Origin of the sequence: Brucella cytisi, assembly GCF_038433355.1 — a bacterium.
GTDB classification, from domain to species: Bacteria; Pseudomonadota; Alphaproteobacteria; order Rhizobiales; family Rhizobiaceae; genus Brucella; species Brucella cytisi.
The window spans coordinates 80,619-105,213 of record NZ_JBCAUP010000019.1; the positions used below are offsets into that span (position 1 = coordinate 80,619).

Consider the following 24,595-nt stretch of genomic DNA (forward strand, 5'->3'; position numbering starts at 1 on the left):
ATAAGATGCAGGGTATTCTCTACGAAGAATCGTCATTCTGGTTGTTTTTCCTCATCACCTGTCTGCTGGGCGGCTGGGCCGCCTGGATGACGGGACGTGCCTGTGCTTCGACGTGGCGCACCTATCCGCAGCTTCTGCTTTATCTGATCCCGCTGGGAGCTGCGGTGCGCTTCATCCATTTCGCACTGTTTGAGGGAACGCTTCTTTCGTTCCACTATTATCTGGTGGATACGATCGTCCTGATGATCATAGGTACGGTCGGCTTTCGTTTCACCCGCACCAAGCAGATGGTGCGGCAATATAGCTGGCTTTATGAAAAAGCTTCGCCTCTCAGCTGGAAGGCAAAATAATTTTAAAGCTTCGCCGTCATGCGGCGAAGCTTTTTTGTAAGATCACGTTGACAGTAATAAGATTCAGCGTAGATATTGCTGAGTATTCAGCAAGAAAATAAGGCGATGCAAAACATCGTTTCGGGGTAAATACAATGATGGGAGTTCCAACAATGAAGAAGTCACTTTTCTCAGGCGTTGCTCTTGCAGCAGTTATGGCTTTCGGGGGCTCGGCTTGGGCTGATGTTCTTGTCGGTATTGGTGCGCCGCTGACGGGCCCAAATGCCGTTTACGGTGCGCAGATCCAGAAGGGCGCAGAAGCGGCCATCAAGGAAATCAACGATGCGGGCGGCATCAACGGCGAAAAAATCGCGATCACTCTCGGCGATGACGTATCGGATCCGAAGCAGGGTATCTCGGTTGCCAACAAGTTCGCAGCTGATGGCGTGAAATACGTTATCGGTCACTTCAATTCGGGCGTTTCGATCCCGGCTTCGGACGTTTATGCCGAAAACGGCATTCTCGAAATCTCGCCTGCTGCGACCAACCCGGTCTATACAGAGCGTCAGCTCTGGAACACGTTCCGTACCTGCGGTCGCGACGATCAGCAGGGCATCGTGGCCGGTCAGTATATTTTCGACAATTTCAAAGACGGGAAAATTGCCGTCATTCACGACAAGACCCCTTATGGTCAGGGCCTTGCCGATGAAACCAAGAAGAAGCTCAACGAGCTTGGCGTCAAGGAAGCCGTCTATGAAGGCGTGAATGTTGGCGAGAAGGATTTCTCGGCTCTGATCGCCAAGTTGAAGCAGCAGGGCGTTACGGTCCTTTATTGGGGTGGTCTGCACGCTGAAGCCGGTCTGATTATCCGTCAGCTTGCCGATCAGGGGCTGAAGGTCCAATTCATCTCTGGCGACGGTATCGTTTCCAACGAGCTGGCCTCCATCGCAGGCGATGCGGTTGCCGGTACGCTGAATACGTTCGGCCCAGACCCGCGCAATAACCCGAACAATGCCGATCTGGTGAAGAAGTTCCGCGATGCTGGCTTCGAACCGGAAGCCTACACGCTTTACTCTTACGCTGCCGTTCAGTCTCTGGCTGGGGCTGCGAAGGCTGCCGGAAGTAACGACCCACAGGAAGTTGCCAAGGCGCTTAAGGAAAAGGGTCCGTTCAAGACCGTGCTTGGCGACCTGTCCTATGACGAAAAGGGCGATCCGAAGCTTCCAGGCTATGTCATGTACAAGTGGGAAAAGGGAGCTGACGGGAAATATACTTACATTCAGCAGTAAGTTTCGCTTACATTCTTTCCCGATGAATGGAAATGCCCGGCTTCAAGCCGGGCATTTCCGTTTCGATGGCGTCGGTCCGCATAAAGTCATGCGGAAAAAGCAAGATATAGACTAAATCATTACTTTACTTCGGTATTGAACGTGATTGTATCTAGCTTGACGGCTGAATATAGGGCGAATCTCTATATCCAGTCTCGCGTTCTGGTGGGAGGACCAGTTTCAGCGCGGGCAGTTTCAAGCCCGAATTGCGTTTCTGGCGCTGATGCAGTCTCCCATTCGAATATCAGGTTTATGCAACGCCTCTGGTGTTGCTGTTCATGCCTGCAAAAAATGGCGGTCATCTGATCCTGTCAGACTGCCGCTCTGAATACCAATTTTGACGTGTGTCTCGAAAATCGTTTCATACCTTTCGGGATGCGCTTAGTGGGAGCAACTGAAATGAAGAAATCCTTATTCTGCGGCGTCTGCCTTTCGGCACTGGTTGCGATGGGTGGCGTGTCCTTTGCCGACATCCAGCTCGGCGTCGGCGCACCGTTGACCGGCAGCCAGGCAGCTTTCGGCGAGCAGATCAAGCGCGGTGTCGAAGCGGCTGTCGCAGAAGCCAATGCCAAGGGCGGCATGAACGGCGAGCAGATCACCATCGTCTATGGCGACGACGCTGCCGATCCGAAGCAGGGCATTTCGGTTGCAAACAAGTTTGTGGGTGATGGTGTTCAGTTCGTTATCGGTCACTTCAATTCCGGCGTCAGCATTCCGACGTCGGACATCTATGCTGAAAACGGCGTACTGATGATCGCGCCCGGCACCACCAACCCGACCTTCACCGAGCGCGAACTTTGGAACACGTTCCGCACCTGCCGTCGCGATGACCAGCAGGGCATCGTTGCCGGCAAATATATCGCCGACAATTACAAGGACGGCAAAGTCGCAATCCTTCACGACAAGACCCCTTACGGTCAGGGCCTTGCCGACGAAACCAAGAAGTCGCTCAACGACAACGGCATGAAGGAAACGCTCTACGAAGGTGTAAACCAGGGCGACAAGGACTTCTCCGCGCTCATCTCCAAGATGAAGGCTGCTGGCATTACTTCTGTTTACTGGGGCGGCATGCATCCGGAAGCGGGTCTGCTCATCCGTCAGATGGATGATCAGGGCCTCAAGGCACAGTTCATTTCGGGCGATGGCATCGTGTCCAACGAACTTGCTTCGATTGCCGGTGATGCTGTGGGTGGTGTCATGAACACTTTCGGTCCCGATCCGCGCGACGACAAGTCGAATGCGGAACTCATCAAGGCTTTCCGTGACAAGGGTTTTGAGCCTGAAGCCTATACCTTCTATGCCTATGCCGGTGTGCAGTCGCTGGTCAATGCCGCCAATGCTGCCGCAAGCAACGATCCGCAGGAAGTTGCAACCGCGATGAAGGAAAAGGGTCCGTTCAAAACGGTGCTCGGCGAAATCTCGTTCGACGCCAAGGGCGATCCGAGCCTTTCGCCTTACGTCATGTTCGAATGGCGCAAGGGTGAAGACGGCAAGTATAATTACTTCCAGAAGTAATGGAGCATTTCCAGCAAAAGTGCGAAGCGGTTTTGCATTGGATAATGCGAGAACACAGATGCTTAGAGCGGTTCTGATGATTGCTTCATAATAGGAACCGCTCTTGTGCCTGATATATTAGCATAAAGTGCTACAAAATTCATCAATCTGCCCGGCATTTAGTCGGGCATTTTGTTTTTATCTCCCTGTTGCACAGTTTGTTTGCGCTTGTGTCTATTGCAGGTTAAGCAATGGCGCCTTTGTCATTGCAGTTAGGGAGATCTGCCTTGTCTTTCGCCCAAAAGCCTATCCGGAAAATTCTGGTCGCCAACCGATCTGAAATCGCAATCCGCGTATTCCGCGCCGCCAATGAGCTGGGGCTCAAAACGGTGGCCATATGGGCTGAGGAAGACAAACTTTCCCTGCATCGCTTCAAAGCCGATGAAAGTTATCAGGTCGGTCGCGGTCCGCATCTGGATCGAGATCTTGGTCCGATTGAAAGCTATCTTTCTATCGATGAGATTATCCGCGTCGCCAAGGTTTCGGGCGCCGATGCGATCCACCCCGGCTATGGCCTTTTGTCCGAAAGCCCGGAATTCGCCGAAGCCTGCGCAGAAAACGGCATCATCTTCATCGGCCCGAAGCCTGAGACCATGCGCCGCCTCGGCAACAAGGTTGCGGCCCGCAATCTCGCCATTGAAATCGGCGTGCCGGTGGTTCCAGCCACCGACCCGCTTCCCGACGATATTGAGGAAGTGAAGAAACTTGCGGCAGAAATCGGCTATCCGCTGATGCTGAAGGCAAGCTGGGGCGGTGGCGGTCGCGGCATGCGTGCTATCCGCGCCGAGGCTGATCTTGCTCGTGAAGTGACGGAAGCCAAGCGCGAGGCCAAGGCCGCATTCGGCAAGGATGAGGTTTATCTCGAAAAGCTGATTGAACGCGCGCGCCATGTCGAAGTGCAGATATTGGGCGATACCCATGGCAATGCGGTTCATCTTTTCGAGCGTGACTGCTCGATCCAGCGCCGCAACCAGAAGGTCGTGGAGCGCGCACCGGCACCTTATCTCGATGACGCGCAGCGACAGGAACTGGCAGGCTATGGTCTGAAGATTGCCCATGCCACCGATTATATCGGCGCGGGTACTGTCGAATTCCTGATGGATGCCGATAGCGGCAAGTTCTATTTCATCGAGGTCAACCCGCGCATTCAGGTCGAGCACACGGTGACCGAACAGGTGACCGGCATCGATATCGTCAAGGCGCAGATTCATATTCTCGAAGGCTTTGCCATCGGCACACCGGAATCGGGTGTGCCGCGCCAGGAGGACATTCGCCTCAATGGCCATGCGCTTCAGTGCCGTATCACCACGGAAGATCCGGAACAGAACTTCATTCCTGATTATGGACGCATTCAGGCTTATCGCTCGGCATCGGGTTTCGGCATCCGTCTGGATGGCGGTACAGCCTATTCGGGTGCGTTCATCACCCGCTACTACGATCCGCTGCTGGTCAAGGTGACTGCTTCAGGCGCAACGCCTCTGGAAGCCATCCGCCGGATGGACCGCGCCTTGCGCGAATTCCGCATCCGTGGCGTGGCGACGAATCTTACCTTCCTCGAAGCGATCATCAATCATCCGAAGTTTCAGGCAAACGACTACACGACGCGCTTCATCGACACGACGCCGGAACTGTTCGAGCAGGTCAAGCGGCAGGATCGTGCCACCAAACTTCTGACCTATATCGCCGACGTGACGGTCAATGGCCATCCAGAAACCAAGGGGCGCGCAAAGCCGGCTAAGGATGCCGCCAAGCCGCGCGTGCCGTGGTTCGGTGATAAGCCGGTCGTTGATGGCACCAAGCAACGTCTGGACCAGCTTGGACCGAAGAAGTTCGCGGAATGGGTGCGCAACGAAAAGCGTGCGCTGATTACCGATACGACCATGCGTGACGGCCATCAGTCGCTTCTGGCGACGCGCATGCGCACATACGACATTGCCCGCATTGCCAATTCCTATGCGCAGGCACTGCCGAATCTGTTTTCGCTGGAATGCTGGGGCGGTGCGACATTCGACGTTTCGATGCGTTTCCTCACCGAGGACCCGTGGGAGCGTCTGGCACTGGTGCGTGAAGCTGCGCCGAACCTTCTTCTGCAGATGCTTTTGCGCGGTGCAAACGGCGTCGGCTACAAATCTTATCCCGATAATGTCGTAAAATATTTCGTGCGCGAGGCAGCACGCGGCGGCATCGATCTGTTCCGCGCTTTCGACAGTCTGAACTGGGTCGAAAACATGCGCGTATCGATGGATGCGGTGCTGGAGGAGAACAAGCTCTGCGAAGCGGCGATCTGTTACACAGGTGATATTCTCAATCCGGAACGTGCCAAGTATGACCTCAAATATTACGTCAATCTGGCGAAGGAAGTTGAAAAGGCTGGCGCGCATATCATTGCGGTGAAGGATATGGCGGGGCTTTTGAAGCCTGCCGCGGCCCGCGCCCTGTTCAAGGCGTTACGCGAGGAAACCGATCTGCCGATCCATTTCCATACGCATGATACGTCGGGCATTTCGGCGGCGACCGTACTTGCCGCGATCGATGCGGGCGTGGATGTGGTCGATGCGGCGATGGATGCTCTCTCCGGCAACACATCGCAGCCTTGCCTCGGTTCCATTGTCGAGGCACTGCACGGTTCCGAGCGCGATCCGGTTCTTGATCCGGATTCGATCCGCCGCATCTCTTTCTATTGGGAAGCCGTACGCAACCAGTATGCGGCTTTCGAAAGCGACCTCAAGGGACCAGCTTCAGAAGTTTATCTGCATGAAATGCCGGGTGGTCAGTTCACCAACCTGAAAGAGCAAGCCCGTTCGCTGGGACTTGAGACCCGCTGGCACGAGGTGGCGCAAGCCTATGCCGATGTGAACCGCATGTTCGGCGATATCGTCAAGGTCACGCCATCCTCCAAGGTTGTGGGCGACATGGCGTTGATGATGGTCAGTCAGGACTTGACCGTCGCTGATGTCGAAAACCCGGCAAAGGATATTGCTTTCCCGGATTCCGTGGTGTCGATGATGCGCGGTGATCTTGGTCAGCCGCCATCAGGATGGCCTAAAGCGTTGCAGAAGAAGATTCTGAAGGGCGACGAGCCGTTTACCGTGCGTCCCGGCGCTCTGCTGGAACCTGCCGATCTGAATGCCGAGCGTGAAGGGTTCGAGGAGACGGTTGATCGCAAGATTTCCGATCAGGAATTCGCTTCGGCGCTGATGTATCCGAAGGTCTTCACCGACTATGCATCCGCGCAGGAAACCTATGGCCCGACAAGTGTTCTGCCAACGCCGGTCTATTTCTACGGCCTGAAGCCGGAAGAAGAAGTCTTCGTCGATCTGGAGCGCGGCAAGACGCTGGTGATCGTCAATCAGGCGATGAGCGAAACCGATGAGAAGGGCATGGTGACGGTGTTTTTCGAGCTGAACGGTCAGCCGCGCCGCATCAAGGTGCCGAACCGGGCCAAAGGCGCTTCTGGCGGTGTGCGTCGCAAGGTGGAAGCCGGCAACGACCGCCAAGTCGGTGCGCCAATGCCGGGTGTCGTATCAACGGTTGCCGTGACGACCGGCCAGACGGTTACGCAGGGTGATGTGCTGCTTTCCATAGAGGCGATGAAGATGGAAACCGCCATCCATGCCGAACGCGATGGCACTATCGCGGAAGTGCTGGTGCGTCCCGGCGAACAGATCGATGCCAAGGATTTGCTCGTCGTCTACTCGTAACAGTTATGGGCTTCAGCCAAAGTGGATCGATCTTCCGATCGCGTTCCAGGTCTCCTTTTCCCTCATCCTGAGGAGCCGTTTAAAACGGCGTCTCGAAGGGCGAGGGAAATGCACAACGCCTGCCCTTGTCCTTCGACAGGCTCAGGATGAGGGGGGGAGCGTAGCGGCCCATCAAACCGTAACTGTCGCTTTCGAGTCGTTAAAAGCATCAGAAACGTTAATGCCGTGCCTGTCAAAAGGCACGGTTTTTGTTTGCGCTTGCAGGGCTCCCAAAATCTGATATGCATGTTTATGCCGATTTGTGCATGATTGTGCATGATAAGGAGGGTGGTGGTGACAGAGTTTCTGCTTCACGAAAGACAGGCGCGCATTCAGGAACTGCTACAGCAGTCTGGTCGTGTACTGGCTGCTGAACTGGCTGAAAGTTTCGGCGTGTCCGAGGATACGATCCGGCGGGATCTGCGCGAGATGGCGGCGGCAGGGCTCTGCAAGCGCGTCTATGGCGGCGCGTTGCGTGCCGTGCCCGAGCCCTCTCCGCTCGCAGAACGGGATTCCGAGCGACCACAAGCGAAGGCCGCCCTGGCTGCGGTCCTGGCGGAACTGGTCGAACCCGGCATGACGGTGTTTCTCGATGCATCTTCGGTGAATACGGCTCTGGCGCGGCTTTTGGTCGAACGCGGTGAAGCCATCACCGTCGTCACCAATACGCCGTCTATCGCCGCAATTCTTATGGGCTCGCCGGAAATTGAACTGATCATGATTGGTGGTCCCATCAACCGGCGGGTGAGTGCCGCCGTCGGGGCGCGCGCCTTGCGTGATGCGGAACTGCTGCGGCCTGATCTTTGCGTTTTGGGCGCGTGCGGTATTGCCGCCGAAATCGGCGTAACGGCGCTGCATCTGGACGATGCGGAATTCAAGCGAGTGATAGCCGGACGCAGCCGGGTGGTGGCACTGGCCATTACGAGCGACAAGCTCGGTACGGTTGCCGCCCATGATGTCGTTCCCCTGGACGATGTCGGTGTCATGGCTGTCGAATATGATGCGGATGAAGCAGCGCTTGCGCCCTATGCTACATCGGATATGAAGATTTTACGTGCGGCAGCGGACCGCAACTGAGGGACAGATGGAACAGGTTTCCGGACGCGAAGATGCGGCGCCTGCGCGTGCGCCGATTGTAACCAGAGAGCGGATTGCCGTTGCGCTACTCTTTCTGATGAACGGCTATATTTTCGGCGGCTGGGCCCCGAAAATTCCGGAATTTGCCGAACGCCTCGGACTTGATAGTGCAGGCATGGGGTTGATGATCCTCGTCTTCGGCCTTGGTTCTCTGGCCATGATGCCGGTCGCAGGTGCGCTTTCAGCACATCGCGGTTCGGGCATGGTGGTACGCATTTTTGCGCTCGCCTTTATCCCGGCGCTGCTCATCATCGCACTGGTGCCGAATGTGGTTACAGCTGTGATCGTGATGTTCTATTTCGGCGGGACCATGGCTGCGATGGATGTGTCGATGAACGCCAATGCGGTCGCGGTCGAGAAAAAAATGCGCCGGGCAATCATGTCGTCCTGCCATGCATTCTGGAGCCTCGGCGGCCTCATCGGTGCTGCGACAGGCGGCTTTCTTATCGCGCAATTCGGATCGACCGTTCATGCGCTGGTGACGACGATTGTGGCCGCAATCCTGATTGCTATCGCATGGCCTTCGATCATCTCGGACACGGAGCATCATCATCCAAGCGGCGAAAAGCAGAAGCTGACCTTGCCGCGTAATCCTCTGCCATGGCTTGTCGGTGTCATGGCGCTGTTTTCCATGGTGCCGGAAGGGGCGATTCTCGATTGGGGCGCTTATCATATGCGCCAGGATCTGGGCGCCTCCGTCACGGTGGCGGGCTTCGGCTTCGCAGCTTTCTCGGGTTCAATGGCGATCATGCGTTTTGCAGGCGATCTGGTCCGCGACCGGTTCGGTGCAGTCAAAACCCTTCGTGCCTGCACGATCATTGCAATCATCGGCATGCTGATCGTCGGTTTCGGAAACAGCTCAGCAACGGCGATTATCGGCTTCGCGATCTGCGGGATCGGTATTTCCAACATGGTGCCGATCGCCTTCTCGATGGCTGGTAACATGCCGGGCGTCAATCCGAGTGTCGGCCTGTCCATCGCAACGACGCTTGGTTATTCCGGCATGCTGGTGGCGCCGTCGCTGATCGGTTTTGTTGCAAAGCATAGTGGCTTCGGCGTGGTGTTTCTGGCGCTTCCGGTCTTGCTGCTGGTCGTGCTGGCTTTTTCAAGTCTGGCCCGATACGCGGATCATAAGCATTAAGCTTTCTTATGCCGCACATCTTATCTGAAAACTGGTTCCCACTTTTCGGGATGCGCTACTCTGCAGTCCACCCGCCGTCGACGGGAATGGCAGCGCCATTGATCTGCGCTGCCGCATCGCTTGCGAGGAAAGCGGCAAGGGCGCCGATCTGTGCGGTGGTGACGAAATCCTTCGTCGGCTGCTTGCCCAGCATCACTTCGCGGATCACGGTTTCGCGGTCCATGTGGTAGGCCTTCATCTGGTCCGGTATCTGCGCTTCGACAAGCGGCGTCAGCACATAGCCGGGACAGATGGAATTGGCCGTGATCTTTGCGGTTGCAAGTTCCAGCGCCAGCGTTTTGGTGAAGCCGACAATGCCGTGTTTGGCTGCAACATAAGCTGACTTGAACGGCGATGCCACGAGGCCGTGGGCTGAAGCGATATTGATAATGCGGCCCCAGCCCATCTTGCGCATATGCGGGATCGCGGCAGCCGAGGTGTGAAAGGCCGATGTCAGGTTTATCGCGATGATGCGGTCCCATTGTTCGGCCGGAAACTCCTCGACGGGAGATACATGCTGGATACCGGCATTGTTGACGAGAATGTCCACACTGCTGAACTGCTTTACCGTTTCTGCGATCAGTGCGCGGCATTGGTCGGCCTTCGACATGTCGGCCGCAATATAGACCACGCTGACGCCATGTTCTTCGCCGAGCTTGCGTGCGAGGGTATGATCCTCCTCACGGTCGGTGAAAGAGTTGATCACGACGTTGTGTCCTGCCGCCGCCAGCGCATGGGCTATACCGAGGCCGATCCCGGAATTCGATCCGGTGACGATTGCGGTCTTGCAGGCAGATGCAGCATTCATGCGTGATTTCCTCCTTGTTCCCGGCGAACATAATGAGAGGGCGACAAGGCAACGGCAAGCGATTATATAAAGCGAGAGCCGGATATACGCAGACCTAGATATATGCGGGCCTCAATATACGCGGGCGTTGACATTCGCGTCGCGCTGCGCCACCTGAGAACAGGTACAGTTAAGAACAGAGCAAAATGTCTTCCGAGGCCGTCAGCTATTTTTCGCATCCATTTCCTCGCCGCCAGTCGGTTGGCGTCAGTGTCGGTGGCGTTATCGTCGGCGGCAGTGCGCCCGTCGTCGTGCAGTCAATGACCAACACGGACACAGCGGATGTGGACTCCACGGTCGCGCAGGTGGCTGCACTTCACCGTGCCGGTTCGGAAATCGTGCGCATCACGGTGGATCGCGATGAATCGGCTGCTGCCGTGCCGAAAATCCGTGAACGACTGGAACGTTTGGGGCATGATGTGCCGCTGGTCGGTGACTTCCATTATATTGGTCACAAGCTGCTGGCCGATCATCCGGCCTGTGCGGAAGCACTTGCAAAATATCGCATCAATCCGGGCAATGTCGGTTTCAAGGACAAGAAGGACAAGCAGTTCGCCGATATCGTCGAAATGGCGATCCGTTACGACAAGCCGGTGCGTATTGGTGTGAACTGGGGATCACTCGATCAGGAACTCCTGACCACGCTGATGGATCGTAATCAGGATGCGGGCGCGCCATTGAGCGCGCAGGAAGTCATGCGCGAGGCCATTGTGCAGTCGGCTCTGATTTCCGCCAATCTTGCCGAAGAGATCGGTCTTGGCCGCGACAAGATCATCCTGTCGGCCAAGGTCAGTCAGGTGCAGGACCTGATTGCCGTCTATACGATGCTGGCGCAGCGTTCCAATCATGCGCTGCATCTCGGCCTCACCGAAGCAGGCATGGGCACCAAGGGCATTGTCGCCTCGTCGGCGGCAATGGGCATTCTATTGCAGCAAGGCATCGGCGACACAATCCGCATTTCGCTTACCCCGGAACCCGGCGGCGACCGCACCCGTGAAGTGCAGGTGTCACAAGAGCTTCTGCAGACCATGGGTTTCCGGCAATTTATTCCGATTGTTGCGGCGTGTCCCGGTTGCGGTCGCACGACTTCGACCGTGTTCCAGGAACTGGCCCAGACCATTCAGGACGATATCCGTCGCAACATGCCGGTCTGGCGCGAGAAATATCCCGGCGTGGAAGCGCTGTCGGTCGCCGTGATGGGCTGTATTGTCAACGGGCCAGGCGAATCGAAGCACGCTGATATCGGCATCTCGCTTCCCGGCACGGGCGAAACGCCGTCCGCACCGGTCTTTGTTGATGGCAAGAAAGTCACGACGTTGCGCGGTCCTGCTATTGCCGAGGACTTCCAGAAAATGGTTGCCGATTACATCGAGAACCGCTTCGGACTCGATCAGAAAGTCGCTGCTGGCCAGAACTAAGCGGTACAGGTGACCGGGCGCGTAGCGGTCTCTGGAGTAGCCTTTAATGTTGCTGCCCAGAAGATGAGCGTGACAAGGCTGATGCCTGCGCCAAGCAGGCAAACGCCATTCCAGCCTGCATAAGCATAGACCCAGGTTGAAACCGCCGAACCGCTTGCGCTGCCGATGGAATAGAAAACCATATAGGCGGCGGTGAGCCTGTTCTGCGCGTCTGGGCGTACACGGTAGATCATCGCCTGATTGGTGACGTGGACAGCCTGAAGGCCGAAGTCGATAATCAGCACACCTGCGATTAGCCAGAGCAGTGAATGTTCCAGCAAGGCTATCAGACCCCATGACACGAACATCAGCAGCAAAGCGATGCCTGTCATCCGCTGGGCATAACCCCGGTCGGCAACACCGCCAGCACGCGATGCGGCAAGCGCTCCGGCAGCACCTGCCAGTCCGAACAGACCGATCTCCGCATGGCTCAGTTCGAAGGGTGGTGCGCTGAGCGGCATGACCAGTGGCGCGAGCAAAGTAGTAATATTGGCGAAGATCAGCATGGCTATGATGGCGCGAATGCGCAGTACCGGCTCGGAGCGAAATAGCGTCACAAGCGACAGAATGAGTGTCGGGTAGCTGACGCCGGTCGGCTGGCGTTTCTGGTCGGGGAGGCAGCGCCACAGCAGGAGCGCGATCAAAAGCGTGAGAATAGCGGAAACGAAGTAGACGCTGCGCCAGCCACCAATGTCGGTGAGGGCGCCTGCTATTGCGCGTGCCAGCAATATGCCGAGCACGATGCCGCTGGTTACGATGCCAACCACATGACCGCGTCGCGCCGGTGCTGCGAGGCTGGCCGCATAGGCGACAAGTGCCTGTGTGACTACGGCGAGCAGGCCCATAGTGGCCATGGCGATCAGAAGCACGGTGGCATTGGCCGCAAAGCCAATTGAGATCAGGGACAGGACCGACAGAAGGAAATGCGTGATGATGAGTTTGCGCCGGTTGAACAGATCACCGAGCGGGACGAGAAAAATCAGGCCGATTGCATAACCGAGCTGGCTGGCGGCGACGATGAGTCCTGCTGTTGATCGCTTGAGACCGAGGTCGTCAGCCATCACATCGAGCAGCGGGTGAGCAACGTAGACATTGGCTACCGCCAGTCCGCTTGCAGCCGCAAACAGAAAAAGGGTCGTCGAGGAAAGCAAATGGCGTGCATCAGGGTTCGCGGACCGCGTTTCTGCCGCGCCGGTTGAAGGTTGCATGACGGACTCCTGCAAAACGGTTTTAAAATGAAACCATTTTGCTTGTAGCTAAAAAGGTTTTATATTGCAACCAGATTGCAATCTGTGGAGTTAACATGGTTCGAAAGAAAAGCATGAAAGGCGATTATTGCCCGAGTGCACGCGCGCTTGATGTGATCGGTGACTGGTGGTCGCTGCTGATCGTCCGTGAAGCCTTCGACGGCGTGACACGTTTCAGCGCCTTTCAGAAGAATCTCGGAATCGCTCGCAATATTCTCTCGGAACGTCTACGCAAGCTGACGGGAGAGGGAATCATGGAATCCGTGCCAGATCCTAATGGCGGCGCGCATCAGGAGTATCGCCTGACGGCAAAAGGGCGCGATCTGCTGCCTGTCATCGTGTCGCTCAGGCAATGGGGAGAAAAGCATCTCTTTGCGCCGGGTGAAACTCATTCGCGTCTTGTCGACAGCGTTTCAGGCGAGGACGTGGCCGCGCTTGATGTGCGTTCTCAGGACGGGCGCATGCTTTCCGCTGACGATGTGGTTATCGTCAAGGTACGTGAAGACGATCTTTAAATCGTTGTTTTTACGCATTATCCTGAGCAAAACCGGTTCCCGCTTGCGGGAGACATGGTCTAGCTCTGCCGTTCGGCGATGAAGCGGGCGGCCTGCCTCAGGATATCCGCGTCTTTGCCAAAGGGTGCCAGCAAGCTTTCCGCCTGGGCAACCAGTCCGGACAGTTGCTTGCGGGTCCAGTCGATGCCGTGGAGTGAAACCAGCGTGGCCTTTCCGGCGGCGGCATCTTTGCCAGTGGCCTTGCCCATCGCCTCGGCGTCAGCGGTCACGTCCAGAAGATCGTCCGCCAGCTGGAAGGCAAGGCCAATAGCGGAACCAAATTCGGCCATGCGCTCGCGGTCTTCGCTGGATGCATTGGCGATTATGGCTCCGGCCTCGCAGGCGAAACGGATCAATGCGCCAGTCTTCATTGCCTGCAACGTGATGATGCCGGCTTCGTCAGGCTTGCTGGTTTCGGCCATCAGATCGAGAGCCTGTCCGCCCACCATGCCACCGAGACCGGATGCACGGGCGAGCGCTGAAACCAGTTGCAGGCGAATTGCTGCATCGAGGTCGGTTTCATCCGACGAGATGATGTCGAAAGCATAGGTCAGAAGGCCGTCACCGGCCAGAATGGCGGCAGCTTCATCAAATGCCTTGTGCACGGTCGGCTGGCCGCGCCGCAGGTCATCGTCATCCATGGCTGGCAGATCGTCATGGACAAGCGAATAGCAGTGAATGCATTCGAGCGCGGCAGCAACACGCAGAACGGCGTCGCCACCTTTGCCGAACAAAGCGGCACTTTCGACAACGAGAAAAGGCCGGAGGCGCTTGCCACCGTTCAGGACACCGTGCCGCATGGCGGCGAGCAGCCGTTCCGGGCGGGCGATTTCTCCCGTCTTGAGGCGCTGGTCCAGAAGGCCCGTCAGTGCCATTTCTACTTCCATGGCACGATGGTTGAGAATGGCGGTGAAATCGGTCGACAGCTTTTCCATGTCAAAGGGGATGGACGAAAGCGCTGATTTGGTCAACTGGCCACAACGATCAGCACAGGCTTTTTCATTTGAACGTCATGAAACGGCGTGTTTCGACTTGTTTCCCCGGTTGGATTATGGAATCCGGTTCAAACTTATTAAGGAATGGTTTATGTCGCTTGGGGGAAGGTAGCAGGCGGTGGCAGTGGCAAAAATCATCATCAAGAGCAAAGATGGACGCAATTATCTGGCGGATCCCGTTTGGGGTGCCCGGATTGCTCTCGCGCTCAAGATTCTGGTGATTCTGGGCGTGCTGCCGATTTTCCTGCTTTTCGTCTATTCCGTACCCTTTGTCCGCCCGATCTCGACCCTGATGGTCAAGGACTATGTTCTGTTTCAGGGCGTAGACCGTAGATGGGTCAGTATCGACGATATCGCGCCGGTTCTCGTCAATTCGGTAATGATGGCCGAGGACGGCCAGTTCTGCAGCCATGGCGGGGTGGACTGGCATCAGCTGGGGCTGGTTCTGGACGATACGGGCGAGGGCGGTCCGAGCCGCGGCGCTTCCACGATCACGATGCAGACCGTGAAGAACCTCTTCCTGTGGAATGGGCGCTCCTATGTCCGCAAGGGGCTCGAATTTCCGCTGGCGCTGGCTGCCGACGGTATTCTGTCCAAAAAGCGCATTATGGAAATCTATCTCAATATCGCCGAGTGGGGACCGGGCATTTACGGAATCGAGGCCGCAGCCCAGCATCATTTCAAGCGCCCGGCAGCAAAACTCAATGCGCAGCAATCCGCACTGCTTGCCGTCACGCTGCCAAATCCGGCCTTGCGCAACCCCGCCAAGCCGACGCGCAACATGCAGCGCATTGCCCGCATCGTCGCCGGACGCGCCGCACGGTCAGGTCCCTATGTGGTTTGCGTGCAATAAATGCATGATACGAAAAAAAGATAAGACTCCTGCTGGTCAAATGCCGTTAGAGCGTGTATAGGCACGTGACTTTCCGGAATTTTGTCCGATGTGACAGGCTCTTCGGGGCCGTGCCGGACGTTTATTGACCGATCAGTGGAGCTGGATCCATGGCAGTACCAAAACGAAAAACGTCTCCGTCGAAGCGTGGCATGCGCCGTTCGGCTGACGCTCTCAAGGCCCCGACCTATGTCGAGGACAAGAACTCGGGCGAACTTCGTCGTCCGCATCATATCGATCTGAAGAGCGGTATGTATCGCGGCCGTCAGGTCCTCGAAGCTAAGGAATAAATCTGACGCTGCATTGCAGCCGAATGATGGTTTTCAAAAACGCCGTTTCCGGTTTCCGGAAGCGGCGTTTTCTTTTGTGCGGTCTTCTCTGCAAGCTGCATGAAAAAAGGCCGCATAAAGCGGCCTTGATCGCGAGTTTTTGCTGAAAATCAGCCTGCGTCTGATGCAAAGCCTACGCCTTCGATACCGGCAATGGCTGCAATTTCGTCATTGTCTGATGTGTCACCGGAAATGCCGACGGCACCGAGGATTTCGCCGCCTGCATCCTTGATCAGAACGCCGCCCGGCACCGGCACGACCTTGCCGCCCGACACGCCCGATAGGCCTTCAAGAAAGTGGGGACGGTCCTTGGCCTGATTGTGCAGCCAGCGCGAGCCCGTTCCGACGGCAAGTGCACCGAAAGCCTTGCCCGAGGCGATCTCGAAACGAAGGATCGAAGTTCCGTCCTGCCGCTGAAACGCTTTCAGATTTCCGCCTGCGTCAAAGACGGAGACAGCCAGCGGCTTCAGTTTCAGCTCGGCTGCCTTGGCAAAGGCACCAGCAATAATCCCATTGGCTTGTTCGAGCGTCAGTGAAGTCATGAATATCTCCTATTTATAGCTAAATGCAATTTAGCGATCATGACCGGCAATGCACACTCCAATGCTGCTCGTCATGGGAAAAACACTTTATCGTTTTTCATGAAGACGGTTGCGGGCACACGGCAAAGCTTGCCAAGGCCGGAATTTTGGTCTTTGTGTTGCGCAACATTTCAAGGAGGAAAGAATGTCCGACCAGAAAGCCATCGTCATTGCCAGCGCGGCGCGTACCGCAGTGGGCGCTTTCAACGGTGCGTTTGCCAATATTCCCGCACATGAATTGGGCGCGACGGTCATCAAAGGCGCGCTGGAACGCGCCGGAGTGCCGGCGACGGATGTGGACGAGGTTATTCTCGGACAGGTGTTGACGGCAGGCGAGGGCCAGAATCCTGCGCGGCAGGCGGCGATGGATGCCGGTTGCCCGAAAGAGACGACAGCGTTCTCGATCAACCAGCTGTGCGGTTCCGGTTTGCGAGCGGTTGCGCTTGGCATGCAGCAGATTCTTTCCGGCGATGCCAAGATCATTGTGGCAGGCGGTCAGGAATCCATGTCCATGGCGCCGCATTGCGCGCATTTGCGGTCCGGCGTGAAGATGGGCGACTTCAAGATGATAGATACCATGCTGAAGGATGGCCTGATTGATGCCTTTCATGGCTATCATATGGGGATCACTGCCGAGAATATCGCCAGCCAGTGGCAGTTGACCCGCGCCGATCAGGACGAGTTCGCACTTGCTTCCCAGCAGAAGGCAGAGGCGGCACAGAATGCGGGCAGGTTCGAGGATGAAATTGTTCCGTTCACTGTAAAGGGTCGCAAGGGCGATATCGTCATTTCGGCGGATGAATATATCCGTCCCGGCACGACGATTGAGGCATTGACCAAGTTGAAGCCCGCTTTCGACAAGGAGGGGACGGTTACTGCAGGCAACGCATCCGGGATTAACGATGGTGCTGCGGCTGTCGTGCTGATGGATACGGATGAAGCCACCAAGCGCGGTGTGAAGCCGCTTGCGCGTATCGTTTCCTGGGCAACGGCTGGCGTCGATCCGTCGATCATGGGAACAGGCCCGATTCCGGCAACGAAGAAGGCGCTGGAAAAGGCAGGCTGGAGCGTCGGCGATCTCGATCTGGTCGAAGCCAACGAAGCCTTTGCAGCACAGTCCTGTGCTGTTGTGCGTGATCTCGGTCTCAACCCGGATATCGTCAACGTCAATGGCGGAGCAATCGCGATCGGTCATCCGATCGGCGCATCAGGCGCACGCGTTCTGACGACGCTGCTTTACGAAATGCAACGCCGCGATGCCAAGCGCGGTCTGGCGACACTTTGCATCGGCGGCGGCATGGGCGTTGCCTTGTGCGTCGAGCGCGACTGACCTTCTCCTTCACGGGAACAGAGGCGGACGGAGATTTGACTCCGTCCGCCTTTTTGTTTCCGCAATGAGACGCTTGAAATCGCTGGCGTCGGTATGGTGGCCTTGTCAGAAAGTTAACGCGAAACCGATGAGACGGTGCTCAAAGTCTGTTTAATACTGGTTTTCTATGGCGCATTGCGATCACGGACTACCAGATGTGGTGAGAACAAACGGAGAAACCTTGCAGATCAGCGATTCGTCGCCGATTCGTTCCGGCTTTGGCCTGAAGGTTAACGAAAATCGAGTTTCCATCTGCTTTGGCATTAACGAACTATCAGTAATCATTAAGATTTTCTGAAGAATTGTATTGTAATCGGAACAGCCTGTTGACAGGTTTTGCCAAAAGTTAACGGCGGTGTTGTTCCGCGTCGGGAGAACGAGGAAAAGCGGAACATCCGATTCATTATATTGTGGGGTTTTGTGTTAGGCTTACTATATGTTGCCGTGAACAAAAGGCGAAGCTCTCTGAGTCAGCGATTCGTCGCTGATTCGTTCCAGAGTCGTTCCAATCGTTAATCGACAAGTTATTGACCGGCTGCAGATCGGTCGCCGAAAGGTTGGCAACTCGTCCATACTGAAACTTAACAGGAGCGCTTTCGGTGCAGGTCGTATAGTGCTATCGCAAGAACCAGCATCCAGCCCGTAACGGGCGCTTGTACCGGGAATCCGATTATTGGCATGAACCAACTCCCTGCCCATGATTTGCCGCTGACCTTGAGTGGCCGCGATGTGACTGCGGTGCTTGGGCCGACCAATACCGGCAAAACGCATCTCGCTATCGAACGTATGCTGTCGCATGGAAGCGGGATGATCGGCCTGCCGCTGCGCCTTCTGGCGCGCGAGGTCTATAACCGCGTGGTGGAACGGGTCGGGGCGGCCAATGTCGCGCTGGTCACGGGTGAGGAAAAGATCGTGCCGCCCGGCGCGCGCTATTCCGTCTGCACGGTCGAGGCCATGCCGCGCCGCACTGATGTGGCTTTTGTGGCTATCGATGAAGTGCAGCTCGCCGGTGATCTGGAACGCGGGCATATATTCACCGACCGCATCCTGCATTTGCGGGGACGGCAGGAGACGCTCCTGCTTGGCGCTGGGACCATGCGCGGCATTTTGGAAAAGCTCTTGCGCGGCATCAATGTGGTAACGCGTCCGCGCCTGTCGCATCTGGCCTATGCAGGGGCCAAGAAGATTACCCGCCTGCCGAACCGTTCCGCCATTGTCGCCTTTTCTGCCGACGAGGTTTATGCGATTGCTGAACTGATCCGCCGCCAGCGCGGTGGCGCTGCGGTGGTCATGGGCGCGCTCAGTCCGCGCACGCGCAATGCGCAGGTAGAGCTTTACCAGTCGGGTGACGTCGATTTTCTGGTGGCGACCGATGCCATCGGCATGGGGCTCAATCTGGATGTTGACCATGTCGCCTTTGCGCAGAACCGCAAATTCGACGGTTATCAGTTCCGCGATCTGACGCCTGCCGAAGTTGGGCAGATCGCCGGGCGCGCTGGACGTCATCTGCGTGACGGCACATTCGGTGTGACCGGGCAGGTGCATCCATTCGACGAAGAACTGGTCGAACGGGTGGAAGCGCATAATTTCGATCCGGTGAAAGTTCTGCAGTGGCGCACGGCCCGTTTCGACTTTTCATCGCTCGATTCTCTGCGGTATTCTCTGGAAACGCCCGCACCGATTGAAGGATTGGCCAAGGCTTTGCCTGCCGTTGATCAACAAGCGCTTGAAAATTTGTCGAAAGACGAAGAGATTGTGCGGCTCGCCAAGACACCGGCACGCATCGAGCTTTTGTGGGACGCCTGCGCGCTGCCCGATTATCGCAAGATCGCGCCGGCGCAGCATGCCGATATCATTGCAACCATCTACCAGGATCTTGTCCGCCGAGGGAGCGTCGATGAAGATTATATGAGCGAACAGGTGCGCCGCGCCGATAGCACAGAGGGGGAAATTGACACCCTGTCGCATCGAGTGGCGCAAATTCGAACCTGGACTTTTGTGTCGCACAGGCCGGGATGGCTTGCCGATCCGACACACTGGCAGGAAAAGACGCGCGAAATTGAGGACAGATTGTCCGACGCGCTGCATGAAAGGTTGACGAAACGCTTTGTAGACCGCAGGACAAGCGTGCTTATGAGGCGCCTGAGAGAGAATGCCATGCTTGAAGCAGAAATCAGCCCGGCCGGAGACGTGATTGTCGAAGGCCACAATGTCGGGCAACTGGAAGGATTCCGTTTTACCGCTGACGTTCAGGCCGAGGGGCCGGATGCCAAGGCGGTGAAGTCGGCTGCACAAAAGGCGCTGGCCGCCGAGTTCGAACGTCGCGCGGAGCGCTTTGCTGCCGCGCCGAATGGCGATTTCGCGCTGGGCTCGGACGGCGTTATGCGCTGGGTTGGTGCAACGGTCGCAACGCTGGTTGCGGGCGATGACCTGCTGAAGCCGCGCGCGGTGATCCTGGCCGACGAACAGCTTACCGGAGCGGCGCGTGACAAGGTTGCCGCGCGTATTGAACGTTTCGTCGCTCATCATATCGAAACCATTCTGAAGCCGCTCACCGATCTGGCTGCCGCTGATGCCCTGACCGGCATGACACGCGGTCTTGCTTTCCAGATTGTCGAGAATCTCGGCATTCTCCCGCGCCGCGATGTGGCAGAGGAAGTGCGCGGACTCGATCAGGATTCGCGTGCGGCGCTCCGTCGTCTCGGCGTGCGTTTCGGTGCCTATCACGTCTTCATGCCCATGCTGCTGAAGCCCGCTCCGGCTGGCCTCATCACGCTGCTCTGGGCGCTCAAAAATGATGGCCGCGAACGTGCCGGTTATGGCGATGTCGTGAATGTGTTGGCCGCTGGTCGCACGTCGGTCGTGGTCGATCCGGCTTTCGATCCGATGTTCTACCGTCTGGCAGGCTATCGTGTGCTGGGCCGTCGCGCTGTGCGCATCGATATTCTGGAACGTCTTGCCGATCTCATTCGCCCGGCGCTTGCCTGGCGTCCGGGTTCCGGTGTGCGTCCGGATGGCGCTTATGACGGCGGACGTTTCATCGTCACGCCTGCCATGATGTCGATTCTCGGTGCGACGACCGACGACATGGAAGAAATCCTGAAGAGCCTCGGCTATCGTCACGAGGCTATGGAAGCCGCTGCGGTCACGGCGAAGCTTGCAGAACTGGATGCTTTCGCGGCTGAAGCTGCAGTCAAGGAAATTGGCGCTTCGCCGGTCGCAGAGGCTGAGAAACCTGCTGTGCCAGCGGCTGAACCTGTGCCAGCACCGGTTGTTGTCGCCGAGACGGAAACTGAAGCCAAAGCCAAAGCGGAAGAAGAAGCTCCTGTGGCTGCAGAAGCCGCACCGGCAGGCGAAACCGCAGAAGCGGCGGCTGAAGAGCCAAAGCCTGTTCTTCTGTGGCGTCAGGGTCGTTTCGAAGGCCGCAACCGCAATCAGGACCAGAACCGTCAGCGTCAAAATCGCGGCAACCAGAATCGCGGTCATCAGAACCGTGATCAGGGCGGTGAAGCACGCAAATCTGAAGGTGGTGCAGACCAGCAGGCGCGTAATGATCGCGGTGGCAAGCGCTTCGACAAGCAAAAGCGTCATGACGGCGAAGGCAAGCGCGAAGGCTCCAAGGGTGACTTCCGTGGTGGCAATCAGCGTCAGCCGAAGCGTGAACACGGTCATCAGGGCGGTAAACGTGTGGAGCAGGAACGTCCTGCACGCATCGATCCCGATTCGCCTTTCGCCAAGCTTCTTGCTCTGAAAGAGCAGATGAAGAAGTAAGATGATTGCAGAAACGGGCGCAAGACAGCGAATCGACAAGTGGCTGTTCTTCGCGCGCGTGGTCAAATCAAGATCGCTGGCGGCGAAACTCGCCGTCGGCGGTAAGGTCCGGGTCAACCGTGACAAGATCGAGCAGGCGGCTCATCAGGTGAAGGTTGGCGATGTGCTGACCATTACGCTTGACCGGCGTATCCTCGTTTACAAGATACTCGCTCCGGGAGAGCGTCGTGGTCCGGCGCCCGAAGCCCAACTGCTTTATGAAGATCTTACGCCCCCACCTGCATCCACTTCTACGATATCGTCGGAGGCCGTAGCGCCGCAGCGCGAAAGCGGAGCCGGGCGCCCGACCAAGAAAGAACGTCGCGAGACGGATCGTTTACGCGGAAGCTGACACGGACGCGTTGCCGCAGGCTCGTTACGGCGGTGATGGAAATTGCGCATCAAACCGTTCTGGCGAAAGCGTTTTCCAAGCAAAAGCCGTCAAACGAAATGCTGTTTCAGATGTGCGTTACTTCGTGACATTGCGGCGTTTGTACCCTTGTCACGGCAGGATAAAATCGTTACCTCACGCATTGTCATAAAAGGGCATGGGCTGAGACCCGCAACCATTTCCGTGCACAGTGACTTCGTGGCGAGATATTCCAAAGCCCCGAGCCGATTGTCGGCTTGCCGGAGTATCGGCGCAAAGCTGTAGGATAGATAAGCCGCCTGTTCTGGAATTCGGGCGGCAACAGGAGTTCGACGATGACGTATGTCGTGACCGATAATTGCATTCGCTGCAAATATACGGACTGCGTCGAGGTCTGTCCGGTCGATTGCTTCTACGAAGGCGAAAACATGCTCGTCATCAATCCCGACGAGTGCATCGACTGTGGCGTATGTGAACCGGAATGCCCTGCCGAGGCGATCAGCCCCGACACCGAGCCGGGCCTCGACAAGTGGTTGGAATTGAATACGGAATATGCGGCAAAATGGCCCAATATTACCGCGAAGAAGGATGCCTTGCCGGAAGCCAAGGAAATGGACGGCGTGGCTGGCAAGTTGGAGAAGTATTTCTCCGCCGAGCCTGGTAGCGGTGACTAATACCCGGCCAGCATTGCAGGTACTGCTTGCGGGCTGTTGCGAGCTGGACGGTATTGTGTAAGTATGTCTTCGTTCCGGAAGACTTTGCGCTCCAGGAACATGTAGGTTCAGCCTGGCAAGACTGCCAGGTTGTCCGACATTACAGGAATGCAGGATTTATCACTTGCTTTTTCTGCAATGCATCGGCAAAAGACGAATGAAATCACGGGAAAGCGCCCATATTTTAGGCGTGTTGCATTGCCAGATACGACATATTTGGCAATTTGTTGATTCTTTCGCGAAATTGTGTTAGGTTGCTCCAATAATTTCGGTGACTGGACGTCAATTCGTGGCGCTATGCGTTAATCTCTGAAAGGGCTGATCTTTAGTACCGGGCTGATGGCACCGGGGAAGATGATTGCGATTTGGCGTCGTCCCCCTCACCGTACACCCGGTCGGCTAGATTTGCCGTCAGATACGTTTTCAGTTCCAAGCCGACAAACAACTTCCGTGCTTCATTTCTCCGGAGCGCGGTCGAACATCATGTGTCAACCGGCGGGTCGCGCCGGGCACAACAGGGAGTAATGAAGCGTATGTCATCCCAGCAGAAAAAGTCTCCAGTAGCGCGTGGCGGTTTCAAGGCCGGTGAGGCCATCGTGTATCCGGCTCATGGCGTTGGTCAGATCGTCACTATCGAAGAGCAGGAAGTGGCAGGCCACAAGCTCGAGCTTTTCGTAATCGATTTCGAAAAAGACAAGATGCGCCTGAAGGTGCCGGTTGCCAAAGCCGCTTCCATCGGTATGCGCAAGCTGTCGGAGACCGACTATGTTGAACGTGCACTCAAGGTCGTACAGGGCCGCGCACGTGTGAAGCGTACCATGTGGTCGCGCCGCGCCCAGGAATATGATGCAAAGATCAATTCCGGCGATCTGATCTCGATCTCGGAAGTCGTTCGCGATCTTTTCCGCGCTGAGAACCAGCCGGAACAGTCTTATTCGGAACGCCAGCTTTATGAAGCTGCCCTTGATCGTATGGCGCGCGAAATCGCTGCCGTGAACAAGCTTTCGGAAACCGAAGCTGTTCGTCTGATCGAAGCGAATCTCGCCAAGGGACCGAAGCGCGGCAAAGCCGACGCTGAAGCGGACCTCGATGACGATGAAGTTGAAGCGGCATAAGCAGCTTTACTTCTCTTTCTTTCAAAAAGGCCCGGCTATAGCCGGGCTTTTTTTCTCCATTGAGAAGAGTTCGCCTGCGTCATTCTCCGTGTGATGGAAAGCAGATTGCTTCAAAATGCATTGCGTCGAGCGACTGACCGATTTGCTCGATCTGTTGGCTCAGCGCTCATGAGTTGTTTGCCCTTGTATGTCTGGGGGATGTCGGTGTCTGACCTGCTAGAGCGTTTCCGTTTTTCTCTGAATCGAATGCGCTTCCCAAATCAGTTTTGTTCTGATTCACTGATGCTGGCTGGATGGAGGCCAGCGTTGGATGACCGCACCGATATCGAATGATCTTCGAGAGCGCGTTATTGCCGCCGTGCTGAGTGGCGAAAGCGTTCGTTCAGTGGCGACGCGGTTTGAAATTGCCGCATCTTCAGTCGTAAAATGGTCCCAGCGCCATCGTGCGACCGGATCGGTTCATCCCGGCAAGATGGGCGGCCACCGCAAGCGGATACTCGAACCGCATCGTGATATCATTGTGCAACGGCTCGCCGAGAACCCACACCTGACACTCCATGGCCTGAAGGCGGCGTTGACCGAGCGGGGTATTTCCGTCTCGCACAATACGATCTGGGAATTCATTCGCAGTGAAGGGCTGCGCTTCAAAAAAAACACTATTCGCCCTTGAGCAAGCTCGTGCCGACGTCGCTCGCAAAAGACAGCGCTGGAAGACCCTGCAAAATCACCTTGATCCCGAACGGCTGGTCTTCATTGATGAGACCTGGATCAAGACCAACATGTCGCCGATCAGAGGCTGGGGTCCAAAAGGCAAGCGACTGCGGGCATTTGCACCGCATGGCCACTGGCGCACGCTGACATTCCTGGGCGCTTTGAGAAACGATCAGCTTACAGCACCCTGTGTCTTCGACGGACCGATGAACGGCCAGTGTTTCCGCGCCTATGTCGAGCAGCAGTTGGTCCCGGTGCTCAAGCCAGGCGACATTGTCGTCATGGACAATCTCGGCAGCCATAAGTCGGCAACCATCCGTCAATTGATCAAAGCCGC

General features: G+C 56.6%; 19 protein-coding genes and 1 pseudogene. 16 read left to right on the forward strand and 4 right to left on the reverse strand.

Annotation, left to right across the window (positions count from 1 at the left end):
• Positions 1-5 precede the first annotated feature (5 nt).
• The 6 genes from AAE521_RS18040 (at position 6) to AAE521_RS18065 (ending at position 9,229) form a co-directional block, all read left to right on the forward strand.
• The gene (locus tag AAE521_RS18040) at positions 6-350 is read left to right on the forward strand and encodes a DUF6867 family protein (RefSeq protein WP_010661454.1); all 345 of its coding nucleotides are present in this window, start codon (positions 6-8) and stop codon (positions 348-350) included.
• A gap of 152 nt (positions 351-502) precedes the next feature.
• Positions 503-1,618 carry a branched-chain amino acid ABC transporter substrate-binding protein gene (locus tag AAE521_RS18045; RefSeq protein ID WP_010661453.1) on the forward strand — a complete coding sequence of 372 codons (1,116 nt, stop codon included), beginning with the start codon at positions 503-505 and terminating at the stop codon, positions 1,616-1,618.
• A 438-nt stretch (positions 1,619-2,056) separates the two neighbouring features.
• On the forward strand, positions 2,057-3,172 hold the full coding sequence (locus AAE521_RS18050; protein ID WP_342062081.1) for a branched-chain amino acid ABC transporter substrate-binding protein: 1,116 nt from the start codon (positions 2,057-2,059) through the stop codon (positions 3,170-3,172).
• Between the two features lie 266 nt (positions 3,173-3,438).
• Complete coding sequence (gene pyc, locus AAE521_RS18055) at positions 3,439-6,912, forward strand: pyruvate carboxylase (RefSeq protein WP_342062082.1); 3,474 nt, start codon at positions 3,439-3,441, stop codon at positions 6,910-6,912.
• A gap of 330 nt (positions 6,913-7,242) precedes the next feature.
• Positions 7,243-8,028, forward strand: coding sequence for a DeoR/GlpR family DNA-binding transcription regulator (locus AAE521_RS18060; RefSeq protein WP_342062083.1), 786 nt, complete (start codon positions 7,243-7,245; stop codon positions 8,026-8,028).
• Positions 8,029-8,035: 7 nt separating this feature from the next.
• Positions 8,036-9,229: an MFS transporter gene (locus AAE521_RS18065; protein WP_071633437.1), complete on the forward strand. Its 1,194-nt coding sequence runs from the start codon at positions 8,036-8,038 to the stop codon at positions 9,227-9,229.
• Positions 9,230-9,284: 55 nt separating this feature from the next.
• On the opposite strand, the gene AAE521_RS18070 is transcribed toward AAE521_RS18065, so the two are convergent.
• Positions 9,285-10,076: a 3-hydroxybutyrate dehydrogenase gene (locus tag AAE521_RS18070; RefSeq protein WP_071633436.1), complete on the reverse strand. Its 792-nt coding sequence runs from the start codon at positions 10,074-10,076 to the stop codon at positions 9,285-9,287.
• Positions 10,077-10,261: 185 nt separating this feature from the next.
• On the opposite strand from AAE521_RS18070, the gene ispG reads away from it, so the two are divergent.
• Complete coding sequence (gene ispG, locus AAE521_RS18075; protein WP_071633435.1) at positions 10,262-11,533, forward strand: flavodoxin-dependent (E)-4-hydroxy-3-methylbut-2-enyl-diphosphate synthase; 1,272 nt, start codon at positions 10,262-10,264, stop codon at positions 11,531-11,533.
• Here the strand turns inward: ispG and AAE521_RS18080 are convergent.
• Positions 11,530-12,780 carry an MFS transporter gene (locus AAE521_RS18080; RefSeq protein WP_071633434.1) on the reverse strand — a complete coding sequence of 417 codons (1,251 nt, stop codon included), beginning with the start codon at positions 12,778-12,780 and terminating at the stop codon, positions 11,530-11,532. The genes ispG and AAE521_RS18080 overlap by 4 nt on opposite strands.
• A gap of 95 nt (positions 12,781-12,875) precedes the next feature.
• Here AAE521_RS18080 and AAE521_RS18085 point away from each other — a divergent pair, with 95 nt between their 5' ends.
• Positions 12,876-13,334, forward strand: a complete 459-nt coding sequence (locus AAE521_RS18085) for a winged helix-turn-helix transcriptional regulator (RefSeq protein ID WP_036587731.1) — start codon at positions 12,876-12,878, stop codon at positions 13,332-13,334.
• A 59-nt stretch (positions 13,335-13,393) separates the two neighbouring features.
• Here the strand turns inward: AAE521_RS18085 and AAE521_RS18090 are convergent, their stop codons facing one another.
• Positions 13,394-14,308, reverse strand: a complete 915-nt coding sequence (locus AAE521_RS18090) for a polyprenyl synthetase family protein (RefSeq protein ID WP_071633460.1) — start codon at positions 14,306-14,308, stop codon at positions 13,394-13,396.
• A gap of 184 nt (positions 14,309-14,492) precedes the next feature.
• Between AAE521_RS18090 and AAE521_RS18095 the strand changes: the two genes are divergently transcribed.
• Positions 14,493-15,221, forward strand: coding sequence for a biosynthetic peptidoglycan transglycosylase (locus AAE521_RS18095; RefSeq protein ID WP_342062084.1), 729 nt, complete (start codon positions 14,493-14,495; stop codon positions 15,219-15,221).
• 149 nt (positions 15,222-15,370) lie between these two features.
• Complete coding sequence (gene rpmF / locus AAE521_RS18100) at positions 15,371-15,550, forward strand: 50S ribosomal protein L32 (RefSeq protein ID WP_006467787.1); 180 nt, start codon at positions 15,371-15,373, stop codon at positions 15,548-15,550.
• Positions 15,551-15,699: 149 nt separating this feature from the next.
• On the opposite strand, the gene AAE521_RS18105 is transcribed toward rpmF, so the two are convergent.
• The gene (locus AAE521_RS18105; protein ID WP_071633432.1) at positions 15,700-16,131 is read right to left on the reverse strand and encodes a GlcG/HbpS family heme-binding protein; all 432 of its coding nucleotides are present in this window, start codon (positions 16,129-16,131) and stop codon (positions 15,700-15,702) included.
• A 184-nt stretch (positions 16,132-16,315) separates the two neighbouring features.
• On the opposite strand from AAE521_RS18105, the gene AAE521_RS18110 reads away from it, so the two are divergent.
• From AAE521_RS18110 to AAE521_RS18135, 6 genes and pseudogenes are all read left to right on the forward strand, one after another.
• Entirely contained in the window at positions 16,316-17,500 is a 1,185-nt protein-coding gene (locus AAE521_RS18110; protein ID WP_071633431.1) for an acetyl-CoA C-acetyltransferase, read from the forward strand.
• Between the two features lie 717 nt (positions 17,501-18,217).
• Positions 18,218-21,310 (forward strand): helicase-related protein, encoded by a 3,093-nt coding sequence (locus AAE521_RS18115; protein WP_342062085.1) that lies wholly within the window; start codon positions 18,218-18,220, stop codon positions 21,308-21,310.
• Between the two features lies 1 nt (position 21,311).
• Entirely contained in the window at positions 21,312-21,701 is a 390-nt protein-coding gene (locus AAE521_RS18120; RefSeq protein ID WP_036587736.1) for an RNA-binding S4 domain-containing protein, read from the forward strand.
• Positions 21,702-22,054: 353 nt separating this feature from the next.
• Positions 22,055-22,393: a ferredoxin FdxA gene (fdxA, locus tag AAE521_RS18125; protein ID WP_006467781.1), complete on the forward strand. Its 339-nt coding sequence runs from the start codon at positions 22,055-22,057 to the stop codon at positions 22,391-22,393.
• A 572-nt stretch (positions 22,394-22,965) separates the two neighbouring features.
• Positions 22,966-23,547, forward strand: a complete 582-nt coding sequence (locus tag AAE521_RS18130) for a CarD family transcriptional regulator (RefSeq protein WP_006471273.1) — start codon at positions 22,966-22,968, stop codon at positions 23,545-23,547.
• A gap of 310 nt (positions 23,548-23,857) precedes the next feature.
• Positions 23,858-24,595, forward strand: a pseudogene (locus tag AAE521_RS18135) (IS630 family transposase); the annotation flags it as partial.